The following is a 12,531-nucleotide window of genomic DNA, read 5'->3' on the forward strand; positions in this document are numbered from 1 at the left end:
GAATAAGGGGAGCAAGGGCGAGTAAGGGCGATCGGGAGCGAATGAACGCGCGCCGAAAGTCACGGCGTGTCGAATCGAAACGTGTTTGCGGGGAGTGGCGCTTGAGGCGGCTCGCCGTGCGCGTCAATTGAATGTTTCAACTGGAAGAGGGCGCCGCGATGAAATTGCGCGTTGGCTACGAGCTGGTCTATGAGTGCGTGCAACCGACGCCGATGATGCTGATGTTGAACACCCACTATTCGCATGCGAAAGAAGTGCTGAATCCCGATTTGCTGGTGGTCGATCCGCCGGTGCCGATCAGCCAGTATCGCGACTCGTTCGGCAATCTGTGCAGCCGGCTGGTGGCGCCGCCGGGAAAGATTTCCTTTTCGACGAGCGCGGTGCTTGAAGTATCGTCCGAGCCGGAGATGCGGCCGCCGTACACCGAACAGCATCCGGTGGAAATGCTGCCCGACGACACGCTGGTCTTTCTGCTCGGCAGCCGCTATTGCGAAACCGATCTGCTCTCCGAATTCGCGTGGCAGACCTTCGGCAAGCTGCCGCTCGGCCGCGGGCGCGTGGATGCGATCTGCAACTACGTGCACGACCACATCGTGTTCGGCTACGACTTTGCGCGTTCGACCAAGACCGCGTGGCAGGCCTGGCAGGAGCGCAAAGGCGTGTGCCGTGACTTCGCGCATCTGGCCGTGGCGCTATGCCGGGCCATGAATATTCCGGCGCGTTATTGCACGGGTTATATCAGCGACGTCGGCCTGCCGCCGCCGTACGCCCCGATGGATTTCGCCGCGTGGTTCGAAGCCTATGTCGGCGGATGCTGGCAAACGTTCGATCCGCGCAACAACGCGCCGCGCACGGGGCGTGTGCTGATGGCGCGAGGACGCGACGCGGCCGACGTGGCGCTCAGCAATGCGTTCGGGCCCACGCAGCTGTTGAAATTCGCGGTGGTGTGCGAGGCTGTGTAGCTGCGTGGCGGATAAAGATCTAAAGTTTCAGACGTGAAATGCCGACATGTTCGGCATCCACACCCGCTTCACGAACTGATCTGTCAACAGCATGATGTTCCGCACTTTAGCCGCTACGTCCGCAGTCATTCTGCTCGCCATGCCGTCGGTGCATGCTTTGCAGGCTGCGCCGTTGGAGCTCGCTTCGATCCCGGTAAGTTTGACCGTGCAGGAAGCCTGCCTCGTGCAGTCCGCCGACGCGCAGATCAGTACGGCGAATCAGCCGGAGGTGTCCTGTATCCACGGGGCGCCGTTCCAGATCACGCAGGCCGGGTTCGATCCCGGCACGCCAGCCGACACGGCACGCAACGCGACGCAGCCAGTCGAATTCGTCGCCACCCACGACACGCAACACACCGTCTGGACCGTCAACTTCTAGTGGTTTCCTCGCATCGGGCTTTCCTCAGAAAGTGATCGTCGCGGTGATCGTGTCGCTGTAGCTGCCCGGCATGGGTGTGCTCTGTGCCGGCACGCGGCCATACACGTTGATCGATAGGGCATTGCCGCTACCCGTGCCGGTGGCCATCGTGGTGCCGGCCGTGCCGTCACCCCAGGCGCTCGTGTGGCCTGAATCCGTGTAGAGCTGGTAATTCACCGTGCCGCCGCCGCCTGAGCGCTGCATCTGCCGGGCCGCGACGTTGCCGCTCGAGCCGCTGCTGAGCGCGATCCGGTACGCGTCGCCGTTGGTGCAGCGCGCCGTGATCGCGCCAGTCGCGTTGAGTGCGGAGCTGAGCACGCCCGTCGACGTGAACGCGATGTTCGTCGCGCTGATCAGGCAGTTGTTGACGACCGTTGCGTTGACGGTGAAACCGAAGCTGCCGGCGCTCGTCGTCAGCGAGGCGCATGTCGGCCCGAGCAGCAGAAAGAAGGCGTAGGTCAGAGAGGTTTGGCTCAACGTCTGCGAATAACTGGTGCTGCTGTTACCTGTGGTCGGCACGGCCGGCTGATTGGCGGCGATCTGGCCGTAGAAATTGACCGTCGCCGAGGCGGTCGTGCCGCTCACCGGTTTCTCCAGCGTCAGCGATATCGGCGTCGTGCCGAGCGTGCTCGAGCCCCATGCGAGCGAATGCGCCGCGTCCTGGTACAGATCGTATTGCAGCTGGTTGCTGCCGGCGCTCAGATGGCGCGGCGTCGTGCCGCCCATGTTCAGGCACACCTGCACACTCGGCGTCAGCGTGACTGCGGGCCACGTGCATTGCACCGTGACGCTGCCGGTTGCGGCCACGGCGCTGAGGCTGATGGGGCTCACGTTGCCGAAGCTTAGCGCCGACGGACTCGCCGTGCAGGTCTGCGCGCTAACGTGGCGAGGCATGATGCCGAGCAGGGCGCATAGTGCGAGGAGCAGCAGGAGCCGTTTCATTGCGCTGCTCTTGCGTGCGGCAGCAGGCTGTCGAGCAGAACGCGTTGCAGGAAGGGCAAAAAGAGACCGCCTCATCGCGCTGCCTTCACGTTTGTCGCGGCATCCGTGACTGCATTCGCCGCTGCATTCGCTGTAGCGTTCATTGCTGCGGTTGCCGCTGCATTAGCTGCTGCATTCGCTGCTGCATTCATCGCTGCATTCGTCGCAGCGGCCGACATTGCATCCGCTGCCGCGTTGGAACCACGCGCGCCGCAGGTCAGCGGTCCGATGGTCGGCAACGAGCCGTTAGCAGGGCGCTCGTAGATGAATTCGACGCTACACGTCGCGGAGCCGTTCTCGACTTCCAGATGATTGTCGTGCTGCAGGTTCTCGATGAAAGTCAGGCCGTCGTAGCCGACGATCGTGTCCACCCCGCTTTCCACGTGGTGCACGCGCGTGCCCGGCGGCATCAGGTGGCCGTCGGCGCTGCACAGAATCACCGAGGCCGCGCTATAGCGCGACACGCGGAAGCTCGCCAGCACGCCGGCACGCGACTTCGGCACGAGGTCCATCGCGGTCGTGGCGATACGCGCGTCGGCGGGCAGATTCATGCTGTCGATCCCCACCTGGTTGTGCTGGTACGCGTTCAGATCGGGAATCAGCAGATGCCCACCGCGGTCGGTCGTACCGATCACGCGGTTCTCGTGCAGCACCGGCACACTCGCCACGCCGTCGGTGGAAACCAGCGCGAAGCCGTCGTCGATCCGGCGCGCCGGTTGCACGGTGCGGTCCATCAGCACGATCGCGCCGGTGACGTCGAGCGAGGCGCCCGCATGCCGGTCGATGTCCTGCGCAAGTGCCGTCACCTGGCCATATCTGCCGAGATATTGCGCCTGCGCCTGACGGTACGGCACCGCGCCGGAGCCGCCCGCCTGCACGCCCCAACCCCAGCCGCCGGCGTAATCGGGTGGACGCTGCGCGTTGACGTTGTAGGTGGACTGGCCGTTCTGGCGGCCCACGCTCGCGTTGATCGCGGTGTTGTTGCCGAGCCCGAAACTCGCGGTCAGAAACACGCCTTGCGCGTTGTGCTGCAGAAAGTCTTTGTAGGTGCTGAGCGTGAGCGAGGCGAGATTGCCGAAGTTGAGCGTGTACGACAGCGAGCCGATGCGCGACGCCGGCACGCCGGGATAACGGTAGCCGATGTAGCTGAGCGACAGCGTCTGGCGGCTGAAGAAGGGCAACGCCAGCGTGACGCGGTCGGTGGCGGTGGGCACGGGTGTGCCGTCGCGCGCGGCGAGGTCGCCGTAGTTGCCGTACACGCGCAAGGTCTGTGCGTCGATCGAGAAGTGTGGCTCGATCAGTTGATAGCCGAGACCGAGTTGGATGCCGTTCAGCTTACCCGCGCTCCCCGACACCGAGCCATTGATCACACCCGCCATGCCTATGCGCACCAGCGCGCCGGCGCCCGCATTGGCGAGTCCGCCGGTCGCTTCCGCATGGCCTTCCAGCGTCAGCGTGTCGCTCATGCCGCGGCGCGCGGTGGCGCTGACGGCGGGACGCGGATCGTAGGAAAACGAATCGATGCCGTATGCGCGGCGCAGGAAGCCGGCTTCGAACGAATAGCTCGACAGGCCCGCGGCCAGCATGCGCGTATCGACGTAGAGCGGCAGCGAAGTCGAAATGGTGCGGCCGAGCGCGTCGTGCGTAATCACGGTGGCTTCGCCCGCGCCGGTGATGCCCGGCACGTTGTTGACGATGAACGGTCCGCTCGGCACGTTGCCGCTGAACTGGCGCACGTTGTTGATATACAGGTCCACCGCCGACGGGACCACGGCCGTGCCCGACAGCGCCTGCACGGGAAAGGTTACGAGGTCGGGGCGCAGCGCGAAGTTGCTGCGCCACTGAAACCCGCCGATGCGAATCGAGCGGCTCCAGTCGAGCGATGACGAAATGGTGTCGCCGAACTGGGTAGTGCTGAGCGCCGCGGGATTCGACCTGCTCCACGACGTGTCGTATCGCACGTAGCGATGCAGATCGCGATATAGATACGCAATGCCGGTGTTGCTCAACACACCGGCCGGGTCGAAGTAGCGTTGCTCGCTCCACAGTGCGAACTGCGCGTTGGTGTCGGTTTGCGCGAACGCATCGTAGTTGATCAGAAAGCCGCGCGACGCAGTGGCGTTCGGCGTCTGCGCCAGTTCGCGCGTGTCGAACGTGTATGGCTTGCGGATGGCGTCGGGCACCTGCAGGTCGATGCTCTGACGCCCGGCGTCGTAGTGATAGCGCAGGCCAGGGATCTGGTCGAGTTCGAGCGTGGCGGTGTCGGCGGCGCCGAGCTTCTCCGTGGCGACGCCGATGTCGCTCAGATCCCTGGCCGTCGCGCTGAGCCGGCCGTCGCTTTCGCGAAAGTGGGCGATCAAAGAAGTGCGTTGGCCGTTCAGCATGACTTCCAGATACAGATCACGGCCCGCAGCGGAAGCTTGCGCGGGCTTCGCTGTGACAGACCTTGCGCTGTCCACGTTGGCGGCTGGCGTGGGCGCGCGGGCATCGGCGTGACGGCCGCCCATGTCCACGTCCGAGTCGGTGCGCGCATCGACGCCCGTATCCGCGAACTGCAGTGAAGGCTGCGCTTCGGCCCGGTCCATGCCCAGCATGCACAACGTGGTTGCGAGCGCGATGGCATGCGGTTTCCATCCATGACGTATTCGCCGTCGTGTCATTCTCATTGGTTGAATGGCGGTCGATCGTGTCCGTTCCCCATGGCCGGGGCGCGCTCGTGGCCGGCGGCGTGTGCTCGCCGGCTGCGTTATGCCCTCGCATGTTTACTCGACAGTCACGCTGGCTTCAGCCGGCAAAGAGTTGACAGCGGCGCGCACCTTCAGCGGACCGTTCTGCGCGACGTTGTCGGGGAGCGTGATCGGCCAGTGCCGTTGACGCCCGGCAAGCGCATAGCCGAGCAGTCCCTTGTTGATCGGGTAGGCGTTGCCGGCGTTGTCGATCAATTGCACCGCGGCGATTTGCGCGCGCCTACGGCCCGTGTTGTCGACGCGCAGCATCCAGGCTTGCCCGCCGGTGCCGCGCGATAGATGCCACGACAGCCTGGGCTGGCCGACGTCGACGGCCGGTTCGACGAACACCGGCACCGAGTAGCGAAGGCGGATCGTCACGCCGCTGGTCGGCGCGGCGTCGGCTTCCGGCAACTCGTCGATCAGCACGCGATAACCCTGCTCGGATGCGGATGGCGCTGGCGCGGTGCGCACCAGCCGCACCAACTGGTCGGCATGGCCGGCGATCTGGATCAGCGGCGGGCTGGCGACGAGGTCCTGTGTCGGCGTGAGGGTGTCGTCGCCGTTAGCCTGATCCCAGCGGAACACGCGCACCTGACCGAACAGCGGCTTCTCGCCGGGGTTTTTCAGCGTGATGCCGGTGGCGTTGGCTTCGGCCGCCATGTCGACCATGACGGGCGAAATCTGCAGCGTGGCCGCGTGCGCGAATGTCGGACTCAGACACCACGCGCAGGCGCATGCCGCCAGGAGCCGGCGAGGCGCGCTCATGGCGCTCGCACGACGCGTCAAAAGTAGACCGTGGCGGTGATGGTGGTCTGGTAGGTGTCAGGTTTCGGCGTGGTCTGCGCGGGCACCTGACCGTACACCACAATCGATTGCGCCGACCCGGTGCCGGTGCCGCTGACGGTATTCGTACCTTGGGTGTTGCCCCACGCCGTGGTGTGGCCGGCGTCCTGATACAGCTGGAAGCCGACAGTAGTGGACGTGTTGCCGGTGGCGGTGCCGGCCATCAGGCGATTGGTCACGGTTGAGCCGGTGACAGTGCCGGCGTCGAGCCCGACGTTGTACGGCGTGGTGTTGGTGCAGGTCACGGCAACCGTGGTCTGCTGGTTGATGGCGGTGGCGAGCACGCCGTTCGTGCCGAAGTTCAGCGGGTTGGCGCTGATCGAGCAATTGGCGTTGAGCGTGAGCGTGACGGTAAAGGTGGTGACTGCGGTGCCGTTCGAATAAACCGCGGCGTGCGCGAGCTGCAAAGGCAAGCCGAACATCAAGGCGACGATCAAGCTGGATGACAGCAATTTTTGTTTCATCACGCTACCTCTCTCTCGGGCCTACGAAACACCGGTTGTCATTGCGCGGTCATTAGAATCGAACCCGCCAGATAACGGGATGAATTACTGAAAATGCCGTGCTGGATAATCGCGTTATGTGAGTAGTCAATAGGATTGGTGAAAATTAGTCTACACAGACTTTCTGGATCGTACAAATTATTGCGTAATGAATTGATATCGAATTCCGCGTAAGAGGCGCGCCGTGATTGGATCTTGAGGAGGGGGCGAGAAATTTGTTCTGAATGATGGTCGGGGAAATTACCTAAATGCGGTATTTTTTTCTAATTGATAATTTTGCGTGACTATAGAGTGGTGGCAATTGCGAATGCATAATTATGCAAATCGAATTTTTTAAGAAATTTCGATTGGCCTATTGAAACGTGCGTAGGCGAGAAAGTCGATGTAGTGGCGCGCCCAGCGTCCGATATGAATCACGGCACCGAGCGACGAACGCGGCTTCACTCCCCGAGCGCCAGTGCGCGCTTCCTCCTTCGTACCAGCGCTGCGCCGATCGACACCGCCGCACCGATACCGCCCATCGTCAGTGAAAGAATGACGATCAGCGGCCCGGTCTGCGTGCGCGACGAGAATACGCTGACCAGCAGGCCGGCGAGCGGCTGCGTCATGTTGTTCAGAAGGATCACCACGCCGGTCGTCTTGCCGTAGTCTTGTGGTGGAATGATTTGTTGCCGCGCGCTGCGGATGTAGACGTTGAACATCTTGTCGAAGCCGACGATCAGCAGGAAGCCGAGCGCATAGCCCCACGGCGCCGAGCTCGCGCCGGCGATCACGCCGCCCGCGCAGATCGAGACGAAGGCGACCAGTCCCAAAGTGCGCGCGGGCCATGCAGCGCGTGCGATCGTCAATAGAATCAGCACCGTGGCCACGGCGCCGGCTGTTTGCAGTCCGGCATAGTAGTGATTCGACTGCGCGTGAAGGCCGGTCACCATGGCGGCGGACGTCGCGAGCGTCACGCCGATCACGAGATTTTCGGCGGCGGCGAGCAGCACGACTTTCTTCAGGCCCGGCAGCACCAGCACATGACGCAGCGCGATGCGCAACGGCAGCGTCCAGTGGCCGGGCGGCGGGGGCGGCGGCTCGGCGGCGCGAAAACCGCTGGTGCGGTGCCACAGCAGCAGTGCGGCGTCGGCGAGGAGAAACAGCATGCCGGTTACGCCGACGACCCATTCCCAACGCCACAAGCCGAGCAGCAGTGCGGCGAGCATCGGACCGAGCACGAACCCCAACTGGTCGGCCAATTGCGAGTAGGCGAGCACGCGCTGAAACTGCTGCGTGCTGAAGATTTGCGGCAGCATGACTTCGCGTGCGACCAGGCCCTGGCTCGTCAACACGCCGCACACCGCCGAGAGTGCGATCAACCAGCCGATGCCGCCGAACAACGCATACGCGAGTATGCCGCCGAAACATGCCAGCGCCCGCACCGTCTGGCTGATGCGCATCAACCTGAGCGGCGAGATGCGATCGCACAAGGCGCCGAAGAAAGGAAACACCAGATAGCGCGGCAGCGTTTCGATAAAGAACGCGAGGCCCGATCACGAGACTTGATGCGTGGTCTGGAAGACGACGAGCGGCACGAGAAACAGCAGGACCTGATCGGCGAGACGCGCGACGAACAGCGAGCAGAAGAAAGCCTGATGGTTGACGCGCACCGTTCATGTCTCGCCGTTAATGGGTCGAGACCGATCCTATCAAAGATGGCGCTGTCGCGTCCTTGGCGGCTTGCTGCGCTGTGAGTGCTCAGCGCACTGCAAGCTCACCGCGCGCCGACGCCGGCGCGCGGTCAGGGGCGGACTTCAAGCGCCACGATAGGCCGCTTCGAGCGGCGCGATATCGAGTTTGACCATGCTCATCATCTGCTTCATCACGCGGCTCGCCTTGACGGTGTCCGGGTCGCGCAGCATCTCGCCGAGTACGTCGGGTGCGATCTGCCACGAGACGCCGAAGCGGTCCTGAAGCCAGCCGCATTGCCACTCCTTGCCGCCGTCGAGGAGTTTCGTCCAGTAACGGTCGATTTCCTCCTGCGACTTGCAGTGCACCAACAGCGAAATCGCCGGCGTGAAGGGGAACTGCGGGCCGCCGTTCAGGGCCATGAACTCCTGGCCCTCGATCTCGAACGTGATGGCCAGCACGTCGCCCTCCGGCCCGGGTCCGGCATCCGTGTAGTGCATCGTGGTGGCGATGCGGGAATCGGAAAACACGGACGTGTAGAAGCGTGCGGCCTCTTCGGCATTGCCGTCGAACCACAGGCACGGCGCAATCTTTTGCATGACGTTTCTCCTCCTTCTCACCGGGCGGACCGCGCCTTACTTCATGCAGTCCATCATGGCTTTCTGGATTTCTTCCGGGCTCAGGTCGCGCTTGTGCGTGGCCAACGACCAGCTATGGCCGAACGGGTCTTTCACCTGGCCGTAACGGTCGCCCCAGAACATGTCGGTGACGGGCATCACGACGGTCGCGCCGGCCTCGACGGCCTGCTTGAAGCTGGCGTCGACATCTTCCACATAGTGGTGAATCGTGACGGGCGTGCCTTTCAGGGTATTCGGGCCGAACGACTGGTGCTCGGGCCACTCGTCGGTCAGCATCAGCATGGAATCGCCGATCTTCAGCGTGGCGTGCATGACCTTGCCGTTCGGGCCCGGCAGGCGGACCTGTTCGACTGCGTTGAAGGCTTTCGTGTAGAACGCGATGGCTTCGGCGGCGTTGGCGCAGATCAGATACGGGGTTAGCGAGTGCATTCCCTCGGGGATCGGTTTGACAGCGTTGCTGGACATGACGGCGACTCCTTGAAGTAACAGGTTCGTGAGTTGAAACACCGACTCGTCGAGTCAGGTATTCCACAGTACGACGAGTACATGACCGTTGAATCGACACTCCGGAAAAAATATTTATTGATGCGCCTCTCAACCGGCCGCATTGTCCTCGTCCGGCGGTGCGGCGGACGGCGCCGGCGCGCCGAGAATGCTGATCTGGAACGTCGGCGTCGCCGCGAGCGATTGCAGCGTGGCGTCTTCGGGAATGTGTTCGAACAGCGGCAGAATCACCGAGCCGCCAATCACCGCGCGCCGGCTGTTGTCGGCGGGCCGCAAGCCCCATACGTCCTGATAGACGACCGGCACCGCGCTGCCGTTGCGGGTGGTGTTGCCGATATACAGCATCACATGGCCGCCGATGTAGATCAGCGTGCGCAACGGTTCGCCGTGCTGCGCCAGATAGTCGAGCCGCTGCGCGGGCATGGACGACGACAGGTCGATCAAGCGGCCGGCGCTCATCTGCGTGGACGAATGGCGCGGCAGCCAGACGCCGAACGCGGCGAAAATGCTTTGCAGTTCCGACGAGCAGTCGTTGTAGAGCCCGCTATTGCCCCAGCCGTAGGGGCGGCCGATCAGCGTTTTCATCAGCATCGCCAGGTGGCGCGGCGTGGCGGCGAGCGGCGCCGGCGCGATTTGCGCGTCGCTCAGGGCGGCGCTGCGGATCAGCGCCCGGCCGTCGGCGTCGCGAGCCGGGACGAGTATTTGACGCGCGGCTGCCGGCTCGGCTACGGCGCCAATGTCACTCGCGGCGGGCTTGGCTTGCGCTGGCCGGGCGGCGTTGGCGGGCACGATCGGCAGCAGCGTGCCGGCCGGCGCGTCGAAGCGGAACACGCTGCGGCTGTCGCGCACCGGCGCGGACGCCACGATCACCGCACCGAGCGATTTGCCCGTTGCAGCGCGCCATGTATCGACGAAGCGATCGTCGGCCATGCCGACGCCGTCGCTGCGCACCCAGCCCTGCACGTCGGGCGTCTGCACGTAATGCCACGCGCCGTCGACGCTGCTGCCGAGCACATACAGCGGCGTGCCGGGACGCACGGCCGAGATCTGCAGGTTGTCGAACGGATAGCCTTCGCCGGCCAGATGGTGGTCGTAGAACGACGGATCGGTGGTCGGCAGTTCGCGCACCATCAGGTTGCCGGTGGCGATCGCGCGGCGCTGCGGCTGATAAACGGTCGTCTGCGTGAACTGCGCGACATTCATGTTTTGCGCGATGGCGTCGATCCACGCCTTGTCGTGCGGCCGGAAATTTTCGCCGTAGCCGATGTCCGCGCCGCTCTTGCCGGTGTTATCGAACCTGCCGATGCGCCGCTGCTGCAATGCGGCAACGTCCGCGCCTTGCTGGCGATAGACGCGCGTCGTGACGTAGCTGGCATTCCACGGCGAGGGCGCCGCAGTGCCGGTGCCGAAATAGCGCGCGTAGAGCGCTTTGAAGTGCGCCTGCTGATCCGCCGGACTCAGGAAGGGCTGGTCATAGCTCGGGCTCTCCGGTTCGAGCCAGTGGTCGACGTTCTGATCGTAGTGTGCGATGGGGAACAGCGTGACGTTGTCGAGCGGCGCGTGGGCGTCGTGCGTCGGCGACGGGTTGCTGCAGGCGGTGATCGCCGCGAGGGCGGCGCACAGCGCGGCGGCACGGCAGGCGTTCGGCCAGACGGCGGCAACGCGGGATAGAACGGCAACGGGCATGAGGTTCGGCGAAGAAGGTCCAGGGCACGATGATACGGTGTCGGCGCGTCGTGCAGCACGTTGTAGCGGCACTGCGTTGTACACGCCCATGCATAATGCTTATATGGATCCATTGGAGGTTCGCATCGTCCATAGCGGCTGCGCGATACCGCGCTTCACGCGCAGGCTGCCGCAGCCGGCGAGTGTTTCATTACACTCAATGCTCAACCCAACGCATGGCCTCGAAACAACGTTCGCATCAGGCCGCCTGATCAAGGAGAACAACATGCAAACCAGCGCACGCAATCAATTCGCCGGCGAAGTCACCGCACTCAAACACGGCGCCGTGAATGACGAAGTCACGCTGCGCACCCAGGACGGCCTCGAGATCGTCTCGATCATCACCCATGGCAGCGCGACGTCGCTCGGCCTCGCGGTGGGCAAGAAAGCCTTTGCGCTGGTCAAGGCTTCGTCGGTAATCGTGATGGTCGATGTCGCGAAGGAGCAGGTGTCGGCGCGCAATTGCATCGCCGGTACGGTGTCGGCGCTCACGAAGGGCGCGGTGAATTCCGAAGTGTCGATCAGCGCCGGCGGCGCGCAGATCGCGGCAATCATCACCAATGAGAGCGTCGATCGCCTCGGCCTCGCGAACGGCAAAGCGGCGACGGCAATCTTCAAGGCGTCGAGCGTGATCATCGGCGTCGATCAGTAATCGTCGTGTAGCGTCGTGCGGTTCCGAGGCCGGTGGGCCTGACGGAACCGGAACGAAAGAGGGCTTTACTGTGTGCCCGTCGCCGCGCGGCGCGGGCGCGCGCCGTGAAGGAAACGGCGCCTTGCTTTAAACTGCACGACTCGCTGCTTCTCTTTCCGCTTTCATCACGGACGCCGTCATGTTCGAAGTCTCCTCCGCCTCGCATCTGCCCAAAGCCGCGCACTATGAAGAACTGGTTGCGCAGGCGCGCTCGCTGCTCGCCGGCGAAACCGACTGGATCGCCAACGCCGCGAATTTTTCCGCCTTCGTGTTTCATTCGCTCAGCGATCTGAACTGGGCCGGCTTCTATTTCCACGATGGTAAGGAACTGGTCGTCGGACCGTTCCAGGGCAAGCCGGCGTGCGTGCGAATTCCGCTCGGCAAGGGCGTCTGCGGCACGGCTGCACAGACGCGGCAAACGCAGGTGGTGCGCGACGTGCACGAGTTTCCCGGCCATATCGCCTGCGATTCGGCTTCGCAATCGGAAATCGTCGTGCCGCTCGTTGCGCCGGACGGCACGCTGATCGGCGTGTGGGATGTGGACAGCCCGAGCGTCGCGCGCTTCGACGAAGAAGACGCGAAGGGCATGGAAGCACTGTGCGCGGTGTTTATCGAAGCGGCGCTGCCGCGCGCCGCTTAACAAGCCGAGCATACGGTGCTGCGGCACCGTATGTTTTTCCGTACATAGAGTCAATGCGGTTCAGGGATGGGTCGGCGGACCTCATCCCGCTATCGTTCTCTCCAACGCGCTCGAGACAGCTCATGTGCGCGACGAACCCCAACAGGTTTTGTAGAGATGCATGAGTTCCGCCACTGCAACTGCCACC

Annotated in this window: 11 protein-coding genes and 1 pseudogene; 4 read left to right on the plus strand and 8 right to left on the minus strand. The window is 63.8% G+C overall.

The window, feature by feature from the left end; genetic code table 11:
* Window positions 1-158 precede the first annotated feature (158 nt).
* A complete protein-coding gene (locus tag B0G75_RS14965) occupies window positions 159-962 on the plus strand; it encodes a transglutaminase family protein (RefSeq protein ID WP_106306894.1) in 804 nt (267 codons plus the stop codon).
* Window positions 963-1,053: 91 nt separating this feature from the next.
* A complete protein-coding gene (locus B0G75_RS14970) occupies window positions 1,054-1,380 on the plus strand; it encodes a hypothetical protein (protein WP_106306620.1) in 327 nt (108 codons plus the stop codon).
* A gap of 24 nt (window positions 1,381-1,404) precedes the next feature.
* Here B0G75_RS14970 and B0G75_RS14975 read toward each other — a convergent pair whose 3' ends face one another.
* The 8 genes and pseudogenes from B0G75_RS14975 to B0G75_RS15010 form a co-directional block, all read right to left on the minus strand.
* Window positions 1,405-2,361, minus strand: coding sequence for a spore coat U domain-containing protein (locus tag B0G75_RS14975; protein WP_012432302.1), 957 nt, complete (start codon window positions 2,359-2,361; stop codon window positions 1,405-1,407).
* A gap of 71 nt (window positions 2,362-2,432) precedes the next feature.
* Complete coding sequence (locus B0G75_RS14980) at window positions 2,433-4,907, minus strand: fimbria/pilus outer membrane usher protein (RefSeq protein WP_374956899.1); 2,475 nt, start codon at window positions 4,905-4,907, stop codon at window positions 2,433-2,435.
* Between the two features lie 255 nt (window positions 4,908-5,162).
* Entirely contained in the window at window positions 5,163-5,894 is a 732-nt protein-coding gene (locus tag B0G75_RS14985; protein WP_106306626.1) for a molecular chaperone, read from the minus strand.
* Window positions 5,895-5,911: 17 nt separating this feature from the next.
* Window positions 5,912-6,394, minus strand: coding sequence for a spore coat U domain-containing protein (locus B0G75_RS14990; protein ID WP_049869140.1), 483 nt, complete (start codon window positions 6,392-6,394; stop codon window positions 5,912-5,914).
* 521 nt (window positions 6,395-6,915) lie between these two features.
* Window positions 6,916-8,127, minus strand: a pseudogene (locus B0G75_RS14995) (MFS transporter).
* 144 nt (window positions 8,128-8,271) lie between these two features.
* On the minus strand, window positions 8,272-8,745 hold the full coding sequence (locus B0G75_RS15000; protein ID WP_106306629.1) for a VOC family protein: 474 nt from the start codon (window positions 8,743-8,745) through the stop codon (window positions 8,272-8,274).
* A gap of 36 nt (window positions 8,746-8,781) precedes the next feature.
* Window positions 8,782-9,249, minus strand: a complete 468-nt coding sequence (locus tag B0G75_RS15005; protein WP_106306632.1) for a VOC family protein — start codon at window positions 9,247-9,249, stop codon at window positions 8,782-8,784.
* A gap of 129 nt (window positions 9,250-9,378) precedes the next feature.
* A complete protein-coding gene (locus B0G75_RS15010) occupies window positions 9,379-10,974 on the minus strand; it encodes an SH3 domain-containing C40 family peptidase (protein WP_181309274.1) in 1,596 nt (531 codons plus the stop codon).
* A gap of 265 nt (window positions 10,975-11,239) precedes the next feature.
* Between B0G75_RS15010 and B0G75_RS15015 the strand changes: the two genes are divergently transcribed.
* Both B0G75_RS15015 and B0G75_RS15020 read left to right on the plus strand, forming a co-directional pair.
* Window positions 11,240-11,665, plus strand: coding sequence for a molybdopterin-binding protein (locus B0G75_RS15015; RefSeq protein WP_106306900.1), 426 nt, complete (start codon window positions 11,240-11,242; stop codon window positions 11,663-11,665).
* Between the two features lie 178 nt (window positions 11,666-11,843).
* Complete coding sequence (locus B0G75_RS15020; RefSeq protein ID WP_106306635.1) at window positions 11,844-12,344, plus strand: GAF domain-containing protein; 501 nt, start codon at window positions 11,844-11,846, stop codon at window positions 12,342-12,344.
* Window positions 12,345-12,531: the final 187 nt, after the last annotated feature.

This window comes from Paraburkholderia sp. BL18I3N2 (assembly GCF_003001875.1).
GTDB classification, from domain to species: domain Bacteria; phylum Pseudomonadota; class Gammaproteobacteria; order Burkholderiales; family Burkholderiaceae; genus Paraburkholderia; species Paraburkholderia phytofirmans.

What these genes read in the sequence shown, in the direction of transcription:
- B0G75_RS14965 (WP_106306894.1), top strand. Translation starts at nt 159, where the DNA reads ATGAAATTGCGCGTTGGCTACGAGCTGGTCTATGAGTGCGTGCAACCG.
- B0G75_RS14970 (WP_106306620.1), top strand. Translation starts at nt 1,054, where the DNA reads ATGATGTTCCGCACTTTAGCCGCTACGTCCGCAGTCATTCTGCTCGCC.
- B0G75_RS14975 (WP_012432302.1), bottom strand. Translation starts at nt 2,361, where the DNA reads ATGAAACGGCTCCTGCTGCTCCTCGCACTATGCGCCCTGCTCGGCATC.
- B0G75_RS14980 (WP_374956899.1), bottom strand. Translation starts at nt 4,907, where the DNA reads ATGGGCGGCCGTCACGCCGATGCCCGCGCGCCCACGCCAGCCGCCAAC.
- B0G75_RS14985 (WP_106306626.1), bottom strand. Translation starts at nt 5,894, where the DNA reads ATGAGCGCGCCTCGCCGGCTCCTGGCGGCATGCGCCTGCGCGTGGTGT.
- B0G75_RS14990 (WP_049869140.1), bottom strand. Translation starts at nt 6,394, where the DNA reads ATGTTCGGCTTGCCTTTGCAGCTCGCGCACGCCGCGGTTTATTCGAAC.
- B0G75_RS15000 (WP_106306629.1), bottom strand. Translation starts at nt 8,745, where the DNA reads ATGCAAAAGATTGCGCCGTGCCTGTGGTTCGACGGCAATGCCGAAGAG.
- B0G75_RS15005 (WP_106306632.1), bottom strand. Translation starts at nt 9,249, where the DNA reads ATGTCCAGCAACGCTGTCAAACCGATCCCCGAGGGAATGCACTCGCTA.
- B0G75_RS15010 (WP_181309274.1), bottom strand. Translation starts at nt 10,974, where the DNA reads ATGCCCGTTGCCGTTCTATCCCGCGTTGCCGCCGTCTGGCCGAACGCC.
- B0G75_RS15015 (WP_106306900.1), top strand. Translation starts at nt 11,240, where the DNA reads ATGCAAACCAGCGCACGCAATCAATTCGCCGGCGAAGTCACCGCACTC.
- B0G75_RS15020 (WP_106306635.1), top strand. Translation starts at nt 11,844, where the DNA reads ATGTTCGAAGTCTCCTCCGCCTCGCATCTGCCCAAAGCCGCGCACTAT.